General features: G+C 57.4%; 17 protein-coding genes. 9 read left to right on the forward strand and 8 right to left on the reverse strand.

What is annotated here, in order from left to right:
- Positions 1 to 101: 101 nt before the first annotated feature.
- Together VN622_06450 and VN622_06455 are read right to left on the reverse strand one after the other, a co-directional pair.
- A complete protein-coding gene (locus VN622_06450) occupies positions 102 to 593 on the reverse strand; it encodes a hypothetical protein (GenBank protein ID HWR35493.1) in 492 nt (163 codons plus the stop codon).
- Positions 594 to 720: 127 nt separating this feature from the next.
- A complete protein-coding gene (locus VN622_06455) occupies positions 721 to 1227 on the reverse strand; it encodes a DUF1569 domain-containing protein (protein ID HWR35494.1) in 507 nt (168 codons plus the stop codon).
- A 156-nt stretch (positions 1228 to 1383) separates the two neighbouring features.
- Here VN622_06455 and VN622_06460 point away from each other — a divergent pair, with 156 nt between their 5' ends.
- The gene (locus VN622_06460; GenBank protein ID HWR35495.1) at positions 1384 to 2046 is read left to right on the forward strand and encodes a hypothetical protein; all 663 of its coding nucleotides are present in this window, start codon (positions 1384 to 1386) and stop codon (positions 2044 to 2046) included.
- A 72-nt stretch (positions 2047 to 2118) separates the two neighbouring features.
- Here VN622_06460 and VN622_06465 read toward each other — a convergent pair whose 3' ends face one another.
- Together VN622_06465 and VN622_06470 are read right to left on the reverse strand one after the other, a co-directional pair.
- A complete protein-coding gene (locus VN622_06465) occupies positions 2119 to 2682 on the reverse strand; it encodes a tetratricopeptide repeat protein (GenBank protein HWR35496.1) in 564 nt (187 codons plus the stop codon).
- 161 nt (positions 2683 to 2843) lie between these two features.
- On the reverse strand, positions 2844 to 3560 hold the full coding sequence (locus tag VN622_06470; protein ID HWR35497.1) for an OmpA family protein: 717 nt from the start codon (positions 3558 to 3560) through the stop codon (positions 2844 to 2846).
- 403 nt (positions 3561 to 3963) lie between these two features.
- On the opposite strand from VN622_06470, the gene uvrC reads away from it, so the two are divergent.
- Together uvrC and VN622_06480 are read left to right on the forward strand one after the other, a co-directional pair.
- Positions 3964 to 5814: an excinuclease ABC subunit UvrC gene (gene uvrC / locus VN622_06475; protein ID HWR35498.1), complete on the forward strand. Its 1851-nt coding sequence runs from the start codon at positions 3964 to 3966 to the stop codon at positions 5812 to 5814.
- Positions 5815 to 6235: 421 nt separating this feature from the next.
- On the forward strand, positions 6236 to 9646 hold the full coding sequence (locus VN622_06480) for a TonB-dependent receptor (GenBank protein HWR35499.1): 3411 nt from the start codon (positions 6236 to 6238) through the stop codon (positions 9644 to 9646).
- 106 nt (positions 9647 to 9752) lie between these two features.
- Here VN622_06480 and VN622_06485 read toward each other — a convergent pair whose 3' ends face one another.
- Positions 9753 to 10253 carry a redoxin domain-containing protein gene (locus VN622_06485; GenBank protein HWR35500.1) on the reverse strand — a complete coding sequence of 167 codons (501 nt, stop codon included), beginning with the start codon at positions 10251 to 10253 and terminating at the stop codon, positions 9753 to 9755.
- A 167-nt stretch (positions 10254 to 10420) separates the two neighbouring features.
- Between VN622_06485 and dps the strand changes: the two genes are divergently transcribed.
- Entirely contained in the window at positions 10421 to 11029 is a 609-nt protein-coding gene (dps, locus tag VN622_06490) for a DNA protection during starvation protein (protein ID HWR35501.1), read from the forward strand.
- Positions 11030 to 11100: 71 nt separating this feature from the next.
- A complete protein-coding gene (locus VN622_06495; GenBank protein ID HWR35502.1) occupies positions 11101 to 11475 on the forward strand; it encodes a 2Fe-2S iron-sulfur cluster-binding protein in 375 nt (124 codons plus the stop codon).
- Positions 11476 to 11525: 50 nt separating this feature from the next.
- Here the strand turns inward: VN622_06495 and VN622_06500 are convergent, their stop codons facing one another.
- Both VN622_06500 and VN622_06505 read right to left on the reverse strand, forming a co-directional pair.
- Positions 11526 to 12227, reverse strand: coding sequence for a hypothetical protein (locus tag VN622_06500; protein HWR35503.1), 702 nt, complete (start codon positions 12225 to 12227; stop codon positions 11526 to 11528).
- A gap of 81 nt (positions 12228 to 12308) precedes the next feature.
- Positions 12309 to 13244 (reverse strand): BadF/BadG/BcrA/BcrD ATPase family protein, encoded by a 936-nt coding sequence (locus VN622_06505; GenBank protein ID HWR35504.1) that lies wholly within the window; start codon positions 13242 to 13244, stop codon positions 12309 to 12311.
- A gap of 124 nt (positions 13245 to 13368) precedes the next feature.
- On the opposite strand from VN622_06505, the gene VN622_06510 reads away from it, so the two are divergent.
- Complete coding sequence (locus VN622_06510) at positions 13369 to 14949, forward strand: sodium:solute symporter (GenBank protein ID HWR35505.1); 1581 nt, start codon at positions 13369 to 13371, stop codon at positions 14947 to 14949.
- Positions 14942 to 16315, forward strand: a complete 1374-nt coding sequence (locus tag VN622_06515; protein ID HWR35506.1) for an amino acid permease — start codon at positions 14942 to 14944, stop codon at positions 16313 to 16315. The genes VN622_06510 and VN622_06515 overlap by 8 nt, the downstream gene beginning before the upstream one ends.
- 22 nt (positions 16316 to 16337) lie before the next feature.
- Here the strand turns inward: VN622_06515 and glgA are convergent, their stop codons facing one another.
- Positions 16338 to 17822 carry a glycogen synthase GlgA gene (gene glgA / locus VN622_06520; protein ID HWR35507.1) on the reverse strand — a complete coding sequence of 495 codons (1485 nt, stop codon included), beginning with the start codon at positions 17820 to 17822 and terminating at the stop codon, positions 16338 to 16340.
- A 50-nt stretch (positions 17823 to 17872) separates the two neighbouring features.
- Here glgA and rsmA point away from each other — a divergent pair, with 50 nt between their 5' ends.
- Both rsmA and amrB read left to right on the forward strand, forming a co-directional pair.
- Positions 17873 to 18856, forward strand: coding sequence for a 16S rRNA (adenine(1518)-N(6)/adenine(1519)-N(6))-dimethyltransferase RsmA (gene rsmA / locus VN622_06525; GenBank protein HWR35508.1), 984 nt, complete (start codon positions 17873 to 17875; stop codon positions 18854 to 18856).
- Positions 18857 to 18918: 62 nt separating this feature from the next.
- On the forward strand, positions 18919 to 19734 hold the full coding sequence (gene amrB, locus VN622_06530) for an AmmeMemoRadiSam system protein B (protein ID HWR35509.1): 816 nt from the start codon (positions 18919 to 18921) through the stop codon (positions 19732 to 19734).

Consider the following 19734-nt stretch of genomic DNA (forward strand, 5'->3'; position numbering starts at 1 on the left):
GATGAATTCCGAGATTATACGGGGATAGGACAAGTGGATAGTGGATAGTGATCAGTCGATAGTGACGATAGGATGGTGGCTGGTAGAGTAACCGCTGCGGATTACTCCGCCTTCCCTTCCTCTTCAATGGTGCGCAATAGCTCTCCGGGCATTCGTCCGGCAACAGAGCTATCGGGAGGCAGTTCGCCGGTCCAATTAATCTTGAGGCGGTTCACCAATCGCATCTGCGCACCGCAGTTGTTCCAGTTGCCGTCGCGCTGTTCTCGCACGGCGATCGCGTAACCGGAAATTTCGTCCTGCTTCTTCTCCGCCTTCCACTGCTTCAGCGCGCGAATCAACTCTTCATTCGGCATCTCATCCGGGCGGACAACCAGCACCCAGGGGTGAAATGAATCCATTGCGTACGCGCCTGCCGTAACGCCCGGAATCGCTTTCTTAACCCGTGCGTGATGCTTGCATGCGATTCGTACCGTGCGATCTTCGGAGTCGTCGTCTATAACCAGGAGATCGTTGCAAAACTTCAAAGCATCTAGAAGTTGCCCCAACGACTTTGCATTGTTCTTGGTGTGGACGAGCACAGTAAGTTTTGGCATGGGGCAAGGTCTCCCCATTCAGAGTGATGGGGACGGCCACAAGTTGCACACTCATTTACTGACAAAACAATGCCCGCGAGACACGCGGGCCTTTCCGCAAGGTATGCAATCTCGGCAACGCCGGTGACTAGCTTGTCGCGAGCCTCTCACGAATCTGCTTTACATGATGCCGGGCATGCATGGAGTGAAACTTCCGCCACTGCCGAATCGTAAGCGGACCGAGCACAGGGTGGGACGCGACTCGATAGTTGTCACCCCAACGCGCTTCGGCCTGTGCAAGCATTGAGTCCATCTTTCGGAGATTCGCCAGGGTCGATGCAATGATGGTCTCCAGATACACTTCCCGAGGCCTCACCCTCTCAGGGGCCTCCCGTCCGGACGGGAAGTAACCGATCCCGGTCACCAACAAGATAGCGACGCGCTGCTTCAGTGTTGGGGTTGGAACCTGCGGCTCCTCCGCGCTCGCCAGCAGACGTTCGAAAAGCTTCGCCGTACCGCTGTACGTCAGCGAAAGATGCTCCAGAATCTGGGCAGCACTCCATTTGCCGTTAGGCGCAGCACCCATCTGTTCGGGGCGCGCACCACTGGTGACTTCCGAAATCTCATTCCTCGCCCACTCGATGTATGCATCCATTCGGTCGTCCTCGGTGTCCATTAAATGGTACAACTTTGCTTCAATAGCTTAGAGATACCCGTCCGACCCACTCTGAATCATCGTTAGCGACGTGAAGTTGCGACTCATTGCGATTCAGCGTACGACTCATTGTTGGCAACTGAAAAGGAAAACACGATGGGCAAGTACCACTCAACCATCCCTGTCCTATTCGCACTCTTTTTGCTGGCTTCGCTTGCCGCGTGCTCATCTTCTCCCAACAAATTAAATGACACGGGCAAGACGCAATCCTCAACCACTCAGGAGGCGAAAACGGAAGCAACGCAATACGAGACCGGGCGCAACGCCTTCCAAAAGCTGTACGTGGCGGCCCGCGCCTTCGCCGCCGATGCGAAGCCTTATCGTCTGGAATCCGCATACACCGAAGGCGCTCCGGTTGGGCAGGGAAAGGCTGGCATCTGGAGCGCACAGTTCGCCTCCGCGTCGCGCCGCGCTATCAAGGCTTATACATGGTCCGGCCTGAGCGGCGAAGACGTGCCCGCCCGAGGTATCTCGCGTGGCACAGAGGACACCTACAATCCCGCGAATACTTCAACACAGGTGTTCGACGTGGCATTCCTGAAGATCGATAGCGATGCCGCCTTCACCGAAGCGCAGAAGCACGGTGGCGATAAGTTGATGAAGAAGGATCCCAAGCAACCCGTGTTCTTCTCTCTCGACTTCAGCCCCCGTAAGAGCGAGCTCGTTTGGCACGTCATCTACGGTACAAACCGAAATGACGCCAAGCTCCGTGTGGCCGTCAACGCAACAACTGGCAAATACATTGCGACGGAACACTAGGTTTCGTAGCCCCTGTTCCACCAATGCAAAAGCCCGCGCATCTTCGCGGGCCTGTTCACTTCCACGTATCACCTACTCATTAATTTTCAAGCTGGCTTTTTTGTCTTCAGGCTTCGGCAGGCGCTCAACGGCTTTCTTGGCATATTCTGCAGATGGCCCGTTCGGCAGGATCTTCAGATACTCCTCGTAGGCCTGCCGCGCATCGGCACCCTGTCCAAGGCTCTCCAGCGACTGCCCGAGCCGGAATGTCGCCACTGCGTCGTTCGGCTTCCACGATAGCGCTTCGCGATAGCGGCTAGCTGCCGCCTCAAAATTCTTCTTCTTGAAGTAGAAGTCCCCTATTTCAATGTTCTTCTCCGCTTTGTGCGGGTCGTAGGGTCTCATCTCGGTGACGTCGGCAGGAATCTCGCTGTTCGGATGCATCATCGCGTCGCCCCGGGGCGGGGAAAGGTCGATGCGCGTATCCTTGCTCGAACTGTGACCTGCTCCGTCGTCGGAGCGCGGCGCAGGCTCATTTTCGGCAGGCATCTGGGTGCGTTGGCTAGCCTTCGGCTTTTGCGGGCCGGAGCTTTGCGCGGCTGCTACGCCGGTCGAAAGTAATAGCCCCACCACAGCCCAACCTACAAGCTTTGTCATAGACATATTGTAACGCGCAGCTGCCCGCCACTACACACGCTCAAGGGAAAGCAAACCGCGAAAGACCAGCTCTTTAAGCCACGGTGAAACGCCGCCCGGGTAACAGGCGGCGTCAGATTATAGACACTTCATCAGGCCAGCACGCGGCCGGCGGAGTTTCCTTATTGCTGTGCAGACGTCTGGGCCGGCTGACCCACTACGTTCGTCATCAGCCGAACATCAACGCGGCGGTTCTCCGCGCGGCCTTGTGCGCTTGTGTTTTTCGCAGCTGGCTTGTCCTCGCCCAACCCGATCAAATAGATCTTGTGCGCGGGGATGTTGTGGTTCTGCGCCATGTACTGAATTACGGTGTCGGCGCGGCGTTGGCTCAGTTGGTAGTTGTAGTCCTTGTCGCCTGTTGAATCCGTGCCACCCTCGACGGCCACAATGTAGCCCTTGGTGTTCGGGATCTGCGATGCAAGTTGGTCCAGAACTTCCTTCGCCTTCTTGCTTAAATCAGCCTTGTCGAAACCGAAATGAACGCTCGTCTCCGCAACCGGACGATAGTTGTCCAGATTCGCCACCTGCTGCGTCAGCTGATCGACGCCAGTCACGGCCTTGGAGGCCAACTGCTGTGCCTGCTCTGCCTGCTGGCCTGCCGTTGTGGCTTTCTGGTCGACTTCGGAGGCTTTGGCCTGAACGCCTTGGATGCCTTGCTGAGCGCGCTGGTCGGTGTCGCGGATCTCGCGAGTCGTCTTCGAGGTCAGATCATCCAATTCATTGACCTTGTTGATAATGGGTGCGGTTTCACGTGCCACATGCTTCTTGCTGGCACATCCGGCTGTGAATGCCATGCTGCCCAGCAAGAGAACTGCTACCACTGGAACTCGGGCGATCATCGAAGGGCTCCTCACTCCCCTATATGGGGATTGACCAATCTTTTCGCGCGGCGAGTAACCTGGGGCCACGGAACTCTGCCGACTCGCAGACCGGCTCGCCGTTAGCGCTCGTCATCTGTAAGAGCAAACGCTCTGCCAATTCAGTGGATACCTATGCAGATGTCGCTCGTTTATTTTCTGTGACTTACAGCCCAGGCAGAATTTGTGCTTAGCAATTCTCCCATCAGGCAGGCAATCCGTGGAGGGAGAGTAGAATTTTTACCGGGAGGTTAGGCAGCCACAGTCGGCAGATTGTGGTGTTAACCTGTCGGTAATCTTGCAATGAATGGTGGCGGAGGTACTCACATCAGGAACTGAGTAGCCTGCGGCGAAACTGCCTACGCGCCACTGAGAACTGCTCCTCATGGACCTTCACCAGAAAATTCGGACGCTTCCCACAGACCCCGGCGTTTACATGTACAAGAACGCCGAGGGAGAGGTCATCTACGTTGGCAAGGCGAAGAACCTCCGTGCACGCGTGCGTTCCTACTTCGTTGAAGGTGCCTCTGAGGATGCCAAGACCGGGTCGCTCCTGCGCGAAGCCGTCGATCTGGAATACATCACGGTCGAGAACGAACGCGAGGCTCTCGCGCTCGAGAACAACCTGATCAAGCAGAAGAAGCCGCGCTACAACATTCTCCTGCGCGACGACAAGTCGTACCCGTACGTCAAGCTCACGCTCGGTGAACGCTTTCCGCGAGTTTTCGTCACCCGGCGACTGAAGAAAGACGGCTCAGCTTACTTCGGGCCGTTCTTCCCGGCGAACCTGGCCTATCGCATCGTAGACCTGATTCACAAGCATTTCCTCGTGCCATCGTGCAATATCGACCTGACGCGCGATCACCCGCGTCCTTGTTTGCAGTACTACATCAAGCGATGTCTCGGACCGTGTGTCGCCGGACTCACGACGCCCAGCATCTACTCGGAAGCTATCCGCGACGTTCGTCTGTTCCTTGAAGGCCGCCAGGGCGACCTGACGCATTCGTTGCGCGAACGCATGGAGCGCGCCGCCGTTGACGAGCAGTACGAGCTTGCCGCCAAGTATCGCGACCTCATTACCACCGTCGAGCAGGTCAGCGAGAAGCAGCGTATCGCCACCGCCGATGGGGACGACGCAGATGTCATCAATTATCACTACGAGAACCACCTGCTTGCCGCGAACCTTTTCCACATGCGCACAGGCAAGGTCCTCGACCGCCGTGAATTTTTCTGGGAAGACCTGGGAGAGCTCGAAGCCGGCAACCGTTTCGAGGTCGGAGAATTCTTCGGCACGCTGCTGAAGCAGCTCTACGTTGATGCGCAGTATGTTCCGCGCCAGATTTTCATTCCCGTAGAGTTCGAAGATCGCGCCACGCTCGAAGACCTGCTCAGCGAAAAGCGCGGCGCACGAGTGCACATTGAAGTTCCGCAGCGCGGCGATAAGCGTTCCCTGCTCGACCTCGTTGGCAACAACGCCAAGCAATCATATGACCAGCGCTTCCGGGTCATGAAGCCCCGCACGGATGTAATGAAGTCCGTATTGCAGGACGTATTCATGCTTGCCAAAGAACCTAAGCGCATAGAGTGTTTCGACATCTCGCACATACAGGGCGCGGAAACCGTCGCCAGCATGGTCGTGTGGGAAGACGGAAAAATGCGGAACTCCGAGTACCGCAAGTTCATCATCCGCACGGTCGAGGGCGTGGATGACTTCGCCTCCATGCGCGAAGTGATTACCCGGCGCTACAAGCGGCTGCTCGAAGACAAGGTGCTTCTACCCTCGCTCATCCTGGTGGACGGCGGCATCGGACAACTCCATGCAGCGGCGGAAGCATTGCAGATCATCGGTCTCACTACACAGCCGCTCGCGTCGATTGCCAAGCGCGAAGAGATCATCTACGTGTACGGACAGGAGGACGAGCCCGTTATCCTGGACCGGCATTCTCCGGCACTACACCTCGTACAGCAGGTGCGCGACGAAGCTCATCGCTTCGCCATCACCTTCCACCGCAAGCGTCGCCAGATGCGGGACCGTCACAGCGAATTGCTCGACATCCCCGGCATCGGCGAACTCACTCGCAAACGACTCCTGCAACATTTCGGCTCAGTGGAGTCGGTCCGGCAAGCCAACTACTCCGCGCTTACAGCAGTCGTTAACAGTAAGCAGGCAGACGCCATTCTCGACCACTTCAGTCGCGAAGCTAAGACTCAAGCCACCACACCCGACAGCGCATGACCGTGATTGATCTGCCCCACTAAAGTTCCATTCGGTGCATCAAGCCTACTTCCGCCACATAGGTGGTGGAACTTGCATACCACTTAATAGCCGCATTAGAAGATTCCTAAAAGCTAACAAATCCAAAATTGAATATAGCTTTTCGTCTGTTCTATGAACTTCCATAGGTGTAAGTCGAAACAAAGCACAGCAGCGTTGAAAATTCAGCATCTTACGTTGCTCTATCGCATGGCACCCGACGTGCGACTACTCTGCCCATAGTCGTTCTTCTATAGTTTCTTCTTCTTTTTTGATTCCTAATTAAGTTCTCAGCTTTATCGATTCCTTATTGATCCTCGGCCGAGCCATCTTCCAAAGCAGAATGTAGTCGAGATAGATGGGGAGTTATCCGTTCTGGATGACTCAATTGTGAGGACGATCTATGCACCGTTTTCAGAGACACTTCACGCTCGTGTTGTTGTTGCTGGCGTGCCTCATGGTCTCAGCCGCGGTCGCGCAAGAGACTACGGCTGGGCTCCAGGGCTACGTAAAAGATCCCACAGCTGCCGCAGTCACCAAGGCAACCGTGGAAGTCAGCGCAGCCACCCTCATCGGCACGAAGAAGCTTGAAACCGACGCGAGTGGTTTCTATCGCTTCTCCAACCTCCCTCCGGGCCAATACACCCTCGTTGTTACTGCCGCGGGCTTCCGGACTGTGAAGCGGACCGGCATCAAACTTGAGACCGGCCGACTCCCCAATATTGACATCACTCTCGAGGTCGGCACCACGACTGAGACAGTCGAGGTCACTGGCGCGGCACCTCTCGTTGACGTGAGCCAGAGCAAGGTTTCGGTCACCATCGAAGAACAGACGCTGGACAAGATGCCGAAGGGCCGTTCGTTCCAGTCTGTCATCCCCTTTGCCCCCGGCGCACGCCAGGAACCGCTGCAAAGCCGTCGTGACGATCCCACTCGCGCGAATGGCTTCCAGATCGATGGAGCCAGCGACTCCGAAAACGTCTACATGGTGGAAGGCTTAAACACCACAAACATCCAGGACGGCGGCGTCGGCAAGAACGTACCATTCGAATTCGTCCAGGAAGTTCAGATCAAAAGCAGCAGCTTCGAAGCTGAGTACGGCGGCGCGCTTGGCGGCGTCGTCAACGTCATCCAGAAGAAGGGTGCCAACAACTGGCACGGCAGCCTCTTCACGCACTATCGATCCGACGCATTCAATGCAAACGATCAGTGCGGCACCACGCCTGCACCGAACGCGCTCTCTGGTCAGCAGATCAATTGCGGCCTGCGCGGCGACCCCAACACCTCGTTTAGTTCCGGGACCAGGACGGACCAGGCGGCTCAGTACTATATCCAGATGAAAGATCCGCGCAAAATCGTAGAGCCCGGGTTCGAGATCGGTGGACCGATCCTGAAGGACCGCCTCTGGATCTTCAGCAGCTACGTTCCCACGCTTGACTCGATGGAGCGCACGGTCAATTTCAACGGTTCGACAAACCCCGGCCTACGAACATTCAGTCGCAGCTACCAGCAACACAATGCGATGACGCGCCTTGATTATCTGGCGTTCAGCAAGCTGCGTGTATTCAGCTCATGGCAGTATGGCTACTCCAAGACAAAGGGTGTTCTACCCGGCACGCCGGACTCCGTTTATAACCAGCTGAACACTAGCGCCAGCACCGATCCAAGCACGATTCGCTCGGATACAGGTACTGTCGCTCCTAGCTCCGTCTATAATTTCGGCGGCGACTGGACCCCGAGTTCCAAGATGGTCGTGACCTCACGATTCGGATACTTCTTCAACAACTCCGAAGATCGCGGCCGTCCCGTTGGACTTCGTTACCTGTACTCCGCCCCTCTGAATGCCCCCGCAGGTACAGACCCGGGCACACTCGGACTCGACGGAGCACTGTTGAACCAGGCGTACAAGAACACGATCGGCTTCTCGAACATTGGGCCGAACCAACAATTTATTTTCGACGCGTACAAGCGCAAGACGTTCAGCAGCGACGCTTCGTACTTCGTCAGCAGCTTCCTTGGTACCCACACCTTCAAGGTGGGATACGCTTGGAACAAGCTGTCAAACACCGTGCTGAACGGCTACAACACAGCCGAAGTTGATCTCTTCTATGGCCAGAAGTATCCGGTCGCAACCAACCAGAACGCCTGCGATGCGATCATCGCCCAAAATATCGCTCAGTACGGGGCGAACGGCAACCAGTGCCGTGGCTACGCGGGCTACTTCGTCGTCCATGACGGAGTGGATACTGCTGGCAAGGTAACCAGCAACAACCACGCGCTTTATTTACAGGACGCATGGAACGTCGGACGCGGATTAACGTTGAACATCGGTGTCCGTTTCGATAAGGAGTTCCTGCCGCCGTACGGCCCGGGTGCTTCTTCCATCAATTTCGGCTTTGGTGACAAGGTCGCGCCCCGTATCGGTGGTGCTTATGACGTGCTCCACAACGGAAAGCTGAAACTTTACGCGAGCTATGGGAAGTTCTTCGACATCATGAAGTACTCCCTGCCTCGCGGATCGTTTGGCGGTGAATACTGGCACGACTGCGTCTATGCGATGGACGACCCGAATTTCAACACCATCACGCCCACCGCGCCGGGTAACCATGGTTGCCCGGCGTCCGGCCCAGCGCCTGGCGTGACCGTCGGTCGTTTCATCGAAAACGTCGATTTCCGAAGGAACATCATCAACCCGCTGGATCCTGGAGTCGACCCGAACATCAAGCCCATGCAGCAGCATGAGTATGTGGCGGGTGCCGACTGGGCGATCAGGCCGAACCTGGGCTTGGAAGTTCGTTATTCGCGGAAACGCCTCGACCAAACTATCGAGGATATCGGCATTACCGATGACCTCGGTTTCTACATCGGCAACCCAGGCTCGACATATGGTGATCTGCTTCACCGCACTGCAAACGGCCTGGATCCCCAGTGCCCAAGCTGCCCAGCGCAGCCAAAGGCGATTCGTAACTATGACGGACTCGAGCTCCGCTTGACCAAGCAGGCATCGGAAAAGTGGTTTGGCTCCGTGTCCTACACCTATAGCCGGCTCAGAGGTAACTACTCCGGCCTTACCGATACCGACATTACGGACGGTAACGGCGGACGCCATAGCCCCAACAATCACCGCGCGTTTGATCAACCTCAGTTGCAGTTCGACTCGCACGGAAACATCATCGATGGCCCGCTCAGCACCGATCGTCCTCATGCACTGAAGATGTTCGGTTGGTATCGGCTGAAGTGGTGGGGCCAGGAGACCACGCTTGGCCTGACGCAGTCTGCGTTCTCAGGCACCCCAATCACAACCTGCTGGCCGACCCTTGGCACGACCTCGAGTTGCGTTTACGTCGAGGGACGCGGCAACTGGGTTGACCTGCACGCACTTCCCGGTAGCTATCAGCCGGATTCCACAAAAGCGAACTTCTGCGACACTTGCGGAAATCTCGTCTCGGACGGAATTCAGCACGGCAGGCGTACCGGCGTGTTCTCGCAGACAGACATGTCCTTCAACCACTCGTTCCGCGTCAGCAAGAACCACGAGAACCAGCGGCTCGGATTTGAATGGACCGTCTCGAACCTCTTGAACCAGCGGAACGTGCTGTCGGTCTTCAACACCCCGTTTGCTGGCGGTGGAATTGCTACTCCGAAAGACCCGGCCGTTCCCGAGACCGGCGTTGATTGGAAGGCCTTCCTGAACGGTTGGGACTACGTTGGCGTGAGCAACGGTCAAGCGTTGACTCTCTCCAATCGCTACGGCAAGCCGAACTTGTTCCAGGCTTCCCGTACGATGCGCTTCTCGGTGCGTTACACGTTCTAACTGAATTGCTAACTTCAGTAGGGCCCCGGCCCTGCTTTAACTCAGGACAGGTATTCACAATACCTGTCCTGTTTCTTTACGGGGTAACCGCGCCGAAGCGCCGGCGCTAAGCCGCTCCCTGCAACTGCAACCTCTTCAAGACCTGAAAACATTCTTCATTGTCGGGTAGCTCATCCCACCCATATACCTTGACGAAACGAATCCGCCCGGCTTTGTCCAGGACAGACACTGCCCTTGCGCTCACGCCTTGGTGCGGCGGTTCTTTACAAAAAAGTCTGTATCTTTTGGCAACATCGCCGTGAGGGTAGAAATCGCTACAGAGCGGAAAATCTATAGGTCCAATCGCCTTTTCCCAGGCAGTAATGCCTACGATGGAATCGACGCTAATAGCCAGCACCTGAGCATCGTAGGCAGCGAATGATTCCAAGTCTCTTTGGTACGCAACTATCTGGCTTTGTGAAACGTCGGTCCAGTTCAGTGGGTGAAATGCCAGAACGACGTTTTTGGTGTCTCGGTAGTCGCTGAGCGGCACCCTGATTTTGACACCGCCATTCACGGCTCGGAGGGTGAAATCGGGGGCGAAATCTCCAACTCTCAGTGTGTTCACTGGAATTCCCCTTGAGAGTGCATATCGTAATTGTAAGTCGCAAGATATTAGGTGCAGCAATTTCATCTCCGGTTCTGAGTTCCATTGGTCACGAGACATTAATCACGAGACATGGCCCAGAAGAAACCAAGCTTTAGACGCACGCATCCCTGATGCGGGAGGACTCTATGCAGGAGACTGTGAAACACGGGGATGTCACTCAACGAGTGGGTGTGGAAACCATTCGCGCGCGCGGTGTCGACGTGGAAAAACTGATCCAAATGTTGATCGCCAACGCTGCCGCCGAATTCGCCAGTACTTACTATTACTACACGATCCTGAGAATGCATCTTGCAGGTCACGAAGATTACAAGGAGATTTGCGAAGATGCCCGTCTGGAGGATCGGGCGCACTTCGAGCTGATCGTCCCGCGTATTTACGAGTTAGGTGGAGAACTGCCCAATGACCTGCCAACGTTCCACAACATCGCAGGCTGTGTTGCGGCTAAATTGCCCGATCCACCAACGGCCGTGAACATCCTAACGACTCTGCTCGAGGCCGAGCGGTGTGCGATTCGGAGCTGGAGCGCCGTTTGCGACGTAACATTCGGCAAGGACCCCAGAACCTACGACTTGGCATCTCGCATTTTGAACGAAGAAATCGAGCACGAAGCGTGGTTCATTGAACTACTCGCGTTCGAACGCGACAAGAAATCTGTGCCATCAGGCCACTTCCGGCGCGGAGAACCCGGCGAAGCACCTTACAGCAAAAATCGACCCTTCTACATCGGGTCATAACAAACGTTCCAGGATTCTGCTCGGCTGTGTTTTAGCCGGGCAGATCCTCCAGTTGCACCCAAAAGGACTCTGTGGAGAGCGACTCCGCCCGTACATCCTTCCACGTTCTCTTGACATTGCCCTATGGGGAGAAGCGGATTTCGGTCGGAAGGGACCAGTACATTTGGGACGCCGCGAATTCGGCTGGCATTACGCTGCCTGCGATTTGTCATCAGGGCCGTTGCCTCACCTGCGCTGGTCTTTTGGAGGGTGCGGGGCAGATTGATCAGTCAGATTCGGTTGGATACTATCCCCAGGATAAAGAAGCTGGTTATGTGCTTCTCTGCACGGGAAAACCTCGGACAGACCTTCGCATAAGAACCAACCAACAAACCGCGATGAGAAAACATCGTCTGAAGCTTGGGCTGCCAGCACCGTACTCATGGGTCACACCTATGGATATATAAGCAGCCAGTCTAGTGAGCGAATCTGCCTTGGCATACGTGCGAAGTGGCAGTTAACGATCCAGCAACCGTTCGACATAGTCCTTCACGTTTCGCGGCAGCCTGGAGTGGCTCAGCACGTCTCGCATCTCCCTCAACGGAAGCGCTTGTGCGAACTGTATCGCTTTCGCAAGCGGGGTGAACTCGCTGCGAAGCAGAGCCAATTGCACGTCGCGGCAGAGCGACCACTTGGGATGGGCACACACGGCGTGGACGAGTTGCGCGGGAGCGTCCTCGCGCATGATGGCCTTCGTCACCGCCGCTTCGGTCATTCGCGCGCTTGCCAGGGCCGCTTGCATGACGCGCGCTTCCGTGTCCGCCAGCAGCGCCGAAGCTACTCGCGTCGTGGCCTGCTTCGCCAAGGACAACCGCTCACCGGCGGAGACTCCTTCCAGTCGAGCAACGATGGTCTCCTCGGTGACAATCTTCAAGTCCGAAGCGACTGCAGGCATGAGCGACAGCTTCAGCAACTCGAAGGTGTAAAGCCGGCGAACCATAGGCAATGAGACGAAGCGCGGAGTTCGCGGATGCGCCGCGACTGCCATCTGCACCCTCCGGTGCTTCATGGCGTGGCCGCTGGATGCAATGGCTTCGAGCACGCTCGCGGCAAGATCGCGTCGCACCAGCAGCGCCAGCGCAAGGTCCTCGGTCAATCGTGGATCACCGGCAGCCGCGAGCAGATCGGCTTCCGAGTTCGACGCGATCAGAGTTTCCATTGCGACGCGCCCGTCAGCAACGCTCACCTCCACGCTTGCGCCCAAAGAATGTGTGCATTTTGTACCGGCTGCTTTCACCGCCTACCTGCCTTTTTCCACAGAGGAGGCGATACCCTCCGCCATCTTCCTGGCGAGTCGCACCGCGCCGATTGCTGGATCAAGAGTAGTGAGTTCGACGACCGCGTTCTTGCGTTCGGCGCGCAGAGCGTGGCCGAATGCCTGCCGGATGGTCGGCGAGTTCATGAAGACGCCTCCAGCCATGGCGACGGATAACTGCTGCATCCCCGGCCACAGCCGTCGCGCGACCACCTTCGCCAGATTCGCCAACGCACTTGCCGCCTCAATCAGGATGTTTCCGGCGATGCTGTCGCCTTCCACGGCGGCGGCCTGCACAACAGGAAAAAGCGTGGAATAGTTCGGTGGCGGAGTGGTGTTGCACGCGCGGCTCATCTCTGCATGTGCTTCGACACCCCAAGTGCTCATAATTTTCTCAAGCAGAACTGTGCTCTGCCCTGCATCGCAGGCGCGCAGCGCCGCTGCGACGGATTGGCGCCCGATCCAGTAGCCGGAGCCTACGTCGGAGATGACGCTGCCCCAACCGCCAGCGCGCGCTGTCTCTCCAAGGCTGTTGCGTCCAAAGGCTATGGAGCCGGTGCCGGAGATAGCCACAACACCGGGAGCACCGAGGAATGCCGCCTCGTGAGCCACCACCATATCCCTGACCACGCTGACCTTGCCGGGCACGATCTCGCGCACGATGCTGCCCACCAGTTCACGCACTCCAGTGCGAGAGCTGCCGGCAGCGCCAATGCACGCATACTCTATTTGCGCCGGATCGACGCCAGCGGCGCTACATGCGTCGCGTATGGCCGAGTGCAGATTGTTGCGAGCCTGGTCTGTGGGGCAGCGCGCGGCATTACAACCACCGGCGCTGGCCGTGCCAAGAACGGTATCGCCGGATGCAACGGTTGCTGTGGTCTTCGTGCCTCCGCCGTCGATACCTAAAAAGATTGCCATGGGTGGGCTCTGTTCTATCACAGACGCACAGGGCTGCGAACCCACAATTTGAGCAGCGCACATTGCGGTTTTCCCTGATAATGGCAGCGCCGCTAAAACCAACAGGGAGTATCGCCGGGACGGAATGGGACTGAACACGCTCGACCTTGTGCTCATCGCGCTCTACCTGGTTGGAATCACACTATTTGGGCTGCACTTCCGAAAGTCGCAGCACTCCCTGCGCGACTACTTCCTTGCCGATCGCAACGTTCCCTGGTGGGCGATCGCGCTCTCCATCGTCGCGGCCGAAACCAGCACGCTCACCATCATCAGCATTCCCGGACTCGCGTACGACACCAATCTTGCATTCCTGCAACTTGTGCTTGGATATCTGGTCGCGCGCGTCATTATCGTACTCATCTTTATCCCGCAATACTTTCGCGGGGAAATGTTCACGGCATATCAGCTCATTGATCAGCGCTTTGGGCCGCGTCTGCGATCTCTGACCGCAGGGTTGTTCCTGTTGACGCGCGCTGCGGCGGAAGGCGTTCGCGTCTTCGCAGTGTCGATCGTGGTAAGCATCGCGCTTGGGCCCATGCTGGCAAATTTTAGTGACATGCAGCGCGATGTAATCGCAATCGGTATCGTTACGCTGCTCACGCTGGTGTACACGTTCGAGGGCGGCATGACTGCCGTGATCTGGACGGACGTGGTGCAGATGGCAATCTACGTAGGCGGAACGATTGTCGGCTTCGTAACCATCCTGCACCTCGTGCCCGGAGGTTGGACGACGATAGCGACCGTGGCCGGGAGCGCCGGAAAGTTCAGTATCTTCGATTTCAGCTTCGATGTGACGCGCACGTATACGTTCTGGGCGGGATTGATTGGCGGAACATTCCTGACCACCGCAAGCCATGGGACAGATCAGTTGATGGTGCAACGCCTGCTCGCGGCGCGAAACGAACGGCAGTCAAAGGCGGCGCTGCTGGCAAGTGGCGTTTTCATCCTCTTCCAGTTCACATTGTTTCTGCTGGTCGGGGCGATGCTGTTCGTGTTCTACAAAAGCGTGTCTCCAATGGCGGCGTTCACGCGCTCTGACAGGATCTTTCCTACTTTTATCGTGCAGCAGATGCCACACGGCATTAGTGGATTGCTGATTGCCGCAATCCTGGCAGCGGCGATGAGCAACCTGAGTGCGGCGCTCAATTCCCTTTCCTCGACCTCCATGATCGACTTCTATTTACGGCGAAGACCGCAGACAAGCGATGCGCGAAGGATACTGCTCTCGCGTGTAGCGACAATTGTGTGGGGTCTTGTGCTGTTCGCGCTGGCCCTTCTTTCCCGGCACGGCGGGCGCGTTGTCGAGGTTGGACTCTCGATTGCCTCGGTTGCTTACGGCGCGCTGCTCGGCGTTTTCCTATTGGGAATCCTGACGAAGCGGGCAAGCGAAACGGGCGCCATGGTCGGCATGGCATGTGGATTCGCCGTGAACGTCTACGCATGGCTGGCGACGCTGCCGCCATGGTTCGTCGTCATGTCTACACGCATAACCGGCCACGCCCCGGCAGGGACTAAGCTTGCATGGACGTGGTATGTGCTGCTGGGGACGGCCGTAACGTTCGGCGTCGGATACATCGCGAGCTACTTCTGCACCTCGAATAACCGGGGCCCACGAACAAGCAGGGCGCCAAAAGATAGTCAGGAATTGCGGAGGGTTGATGGTTAAGGCGGGCGTTGCCAAACGTGAACTGGTACGCGAACTCGGCGCGAGCCATGCTACGGCGATCGTGGTGGGCACCATCATCGGCAGCGGAATTTTCCTTGTTCCGGCGGAGATGATGCAAGCTGTAGGCTCGGCGAAAATGGTTTACCTGGCGTGGATCGTTGGAGGAGTCCTCTCACTTTTCGGTGCGCTGACATACGCAGAGTTGGGAGCGCTGAAACCGCAAGCCGGCGGCGAATACGTTTACGTGCGTGACGCCTACGGGCCGACGGCGGGATTCCTCTATGGCTGGGCGTGGTTCATGATCGGCAAGCCCGCTTCTATTGCGAGCGTGACAGTTGCGATTGTGCGCGTGCTCGGCACTTTCAGTTCGCTGGCATTCCTGCAACAGAAGGCGTTCTCGATGGGCGTTGCGATCACATGGGGGCAGTTGGTTGCCATGGCGGTCACGGTGCTCATCTCCGCGCTGAACTATGTTGGCGTCCGGCGCGCCGGTAATTTCCAGGTCGTCTTCACGCTTTTGAAGATCGTGATGATCGTCGTGATCGCGGGGATCGGGTTTTCGTGGGCGGGGGGAAGTTGGTCGAACTTCACTACCAGTTACCCGGCTGCACGCGGCGGAATCGCGGGCTTCGTCGCAGCGCTCGTGGCAGCGCTTTGGGCATACGACGGGTGGAACGATCTCTCGATGGTGGCAGGCGAGGTGAGCCACCCGGAGCGCAACATTCCGCTAGGGCTTATCGGCGGAGTCGGCATCGTGGCCGCACTCTACATGCTGATGAATGCCGCAGTGCAATACGTCATGCCGGCATCGACGATGGCCGCCTCGCAGCAGGTGGCATCGCAGGCGACGGCTATGGCGATTGGAGTGGCGGGCGCGGCAATCGTTTCTGTCGGCATGGCGCTCTCCATGGTGGTAACGCTGAACGGGACGGTCATGAGCGGAGCGCGAATTCCTTTCGCCATGGCGCGGGATGGATACTTCTTCCAGAGTCTGGCGGACGTTCATCCCCGCTTCCACACTCCCTCGGTTGCGATCATCGTGCAGGCGGTGCTCGCGATTATTTTGCTGGCATTCGCCGGCACGTTCAGGGAACTGTTCTCGCTGGCAATCTTCTCAGAGTGGCTGTTCTACATGCTGGCGGCGAGCACGGTCTTCGTGTTTCGCAGGCGCGAACCGCATGCAAAGCGCGCGTACAAGACATGGGGCTATCCAGCGGTTCCCGCGCTGTTCATCGCAGCATCGGCAATTCTGCTCTACTACACCTTTGTGGAAAATCTGCGAAATTCACTGATCGGAACGCTGGTGATACTGGCGGGCATCCCCGTGTTCTGGTGGTTCAGGAGCAAGCGCGTAGCGAGCGCCTAGTACGAAGCGACTCTGTGGGCGGCTACCTGGCTCCGCTCACGAGTGGCATAGGTTGCGGTGCGCTGATGGGTCCCCGCAGCCCTTTCACGCGCTCGTACACCTTGACGTATTCCTTCGCCGAGGTCTTCCACGAAAAATCGCGAGCCATACCGTTGCGCATCAGGGTGTGCCAGACGGCGCTGTCAGTGTATGCGGCTATTGCAGTCTTGACGGTATCGAGGAGCGCTTCGCCGCTGTACTCCGAGAACTTGAAACCAGTTCCCTTGCGTCCATCCCACGGCTCAATCGTGTCATCGAGCCCACCCGTGGCGCGCACAACGGGTACTGTTCCGTACTTCAGGCTATAGATCTGGTTTAGACCGCAAGGTTCATAGCGTGAGGGCATAAGAAACATGTCCGCACCGGCCTCAATCTTGTGCGCGAGGACATTGTTATACGCGATCTTGATGGCGAACTTCTGTGGATATTGCCGGTTGAGGCGGCGGAAGAGGTCTTCGTATTCCTTATCGCCGGTGCCGAGTGCAACGACCAGCAGGTCTTCACGCATGAGGCGGTCGGCCACCTGCGCGATCAGGTCAAATCCCTTCTGGGCGGCGAAGCGCGAGATGATGCCGATGACAGGCAGAGTAGAAGCAGGATTGAGTCCGAACTCGCGCAGAAGGTCCTGCTTGCAACGCGCTTTTCCAGACAGGTCGCTGGCTGAGTAGTTTTCTGCGATGAACTTGTCCGCCTCTGGACTCCACTCCTCATAATCCACGCCGTTCAGAATTCCCGCGACCGAACCGGAACGGCTACGCAAGACTCCCTCCAGTCCGAAACCATATTCTGCGGTTTGAATCTCCTGCGCATATTTGCGGCTGACGGTGGTGATGAAATCACTGTAAGTGAGCGCGCCTTTGAGGAAGTTCACCTTGCCGTAGAATTCCAGCTTGGTAATGGTGAACAGGTCCCAGGGGAGCAGCAGTAAAGGCAGGATGTCCGGTGGGAAGAGTCCCTGGTATCCGATGTTGTGAATAGTGAAGACTGTTGGCACGCCGTGGAACGCAGGATCGTCCGCATAGAGCGTGCGCAGCAGTACGGGAAGCATCGCCGACTGCCAGTCGTGGCAGTGAAAGAGATCGGGGACGCCTAGTATCTTGGTCGCTTCCAGCACGGCGCGGCAGAAGAGATAGAAACGTTCGGCGTTATCGTGGTAGTCGCCAAGCGATGTGCCGTAGAGCGTGTCACGGTCGAAGAATGGCGGGTAGTCTATGAAATAGAATTGCACACCGGCATGAACGCCACCGTCCACGACGGAACAGAATCGGTACTGGTCGTCGAATGGAACGGTTATGCTGGGGATGACGGTCCTGGGATTTTCAAGCCGCGTCTGCCTGTATTTGGGTACAAAGACTGTAACCTTGTGTCCGATCGAGGCAAGTGCGCGTGGCAGTGCGCCGACGACATCCGCCAGGCCGCCCGTCTTCGAGAACGGCACGCATTCGGATGCCGCAAAAGCAATATGCATGGAGACCTCCAGCGGATCCACGCGCCCTGGAGACTATAAGCGAGCGCGGGATGGTAGAACAAATCCTTTCCCGCAGTGCGGCGGGACGGGATCAGATGCCGTTAGATGCTTTCGACGTCATCATGAAGCGGTCCAACGAGTGCGAGTCTAAAGCTACGACCAAGAGGTGGTCAAACGTGCAGAAAGCTACGGCGACCCTGAGTCGCAAACCGAAGCTGGGGCAAAACTTCCTCACCGATATCGGCGCGATCCACAAGATCGTTGACGCACTCGGCGACGTATCGCAAAAGATGGTGGTTGAGATAGGGCCCGGACGCGGAGCACTGACGGACGTGCTGGCCAATCGTGCGGCGCGGCTGGTCGCGGTGGAACTCGACCGCGTTCTCTCCGCACAATTGCGCATGAAGTATGCCACACGCCCGAACGTTGAGGTGATTGAAGCCGATGTGCTGACGGTTGACTTCCACACCATGCTTGGAAAAAGGCCGGGGCCGCTGCGCGACCTGCGTCCGACGGCCCAGGAAAAGGTGCGCGTGGTCGGCAATCTTCCCTACTACATCACTTCTGACATCCTGCTGGCGCTCTTCGCTGCAAGTGACGTAATCGAAAGCATCGTCGTGATGTTGCAACTGGAAGTGGCAGATAGGATTGCGGCGAAACCAGGAAGCAGCGAGTACGGACTGCTCTCGGCAACGGCGCAGCTCTACACAAAGGTGGAAAAGCTATTCACGCTGCCGCCCGAGGCTTTCCAGCCGCCACCGAAAGTACACTCGGCTGTGTTGCGGCTGACGGTCGCGCCGCGAATCCAAGAGCTGGGTGTAGACGAGAAGAAGTTCGTCGAATTCCTGAAGCTCACATTCGCGCAGAAGCGCAAGACGCTGTTTAACAATCTGCGAGACCGCTACGAGGGCGCGGCGGTTAAACGGGCGATGGCGGACGCGGGATTGAAGTCAGACGTGCGAGCGGAAGCAATCAATCTCGACAAGGCCGCCAAACTCTTCCACTTACTGGAGGCGGCGACGCAAGCGCACTAGAGCGGTCTTCAAGCAGGCGAGTGCTCGGATTCGGCGGGAGGCCGCTGGAAGCGGAGGTTGCGATGAACTCGACGATTCGACAGCCGGCAGTTGCCGGACAGTTCTATCCTGGAAAATCCGAGACGCTGCTGAGAGACATTGGGCAATACGCCGAGGCGGTTCCGGGCGAACAAATAAGTGCGCTTGGATGCGTAGTGCCACATGCGGGTTACATGTACTCCGGACACGTTGCTGGCGCGGTTTACGCCAAACTGGCGTTGCCGAAGCGCTACATCATTCTCTGCCCGAATCACACCGGGAAGGGACGTCCGCTGGCGATCATGAGCGAGGGCGCATGGCGGACGCCGCTGGGCGATGCGCGGATTGATGCGGAGCTGTCCGCTCAATTGAAATCCGCCGCGCCGTTGCTTTCGGAAGATGCGGTTGCACATAGCACGGAACATGCGCTCGAGGTGCAGATTCCATTCCTGCAGACGTTGACCCTAGACTTTTCCTTTGTGCCGGTCGCAGTTGGCGTCGGGGACTTCGATGTGCTGAGCACATTAGGTGAGGCCATTGCACAGGTGGTGAGCCGGGCAGAAGGGCCGGTGCTCGTCATCGCTTCCAGCGACATGAACCATTACGAAAGCGATGCGGTGACACGGGCGAAAGACGCAAAGGCAATTGAGCGTATTCTCGCGCTGGATGCTCGCGGGCTGCACGAGGTCGTGCGGCGCGAGAATATCACCATGTGTGGATATGGTCCGGCTGTGGCAATGCTGACGGCAGCAGTGCGGCTTGGGGCAAAATCAGCGGAGCTGATACGGTATGCAACTTCCGGCGATGTATCCGGCGACCGGAATTGGGTCGTGGGGTACGCAGGAATTGCAATCGCGTAA

It is taken from the genome of Clostridia bacterium, from assembly GCA_035561135.1.
Taxonomy (GTDB): domain Bacteria; phylum Acidobacteriota; class Terriglobia; order Terriglobales; family Acidobacteriaceae; genus DATMYA01.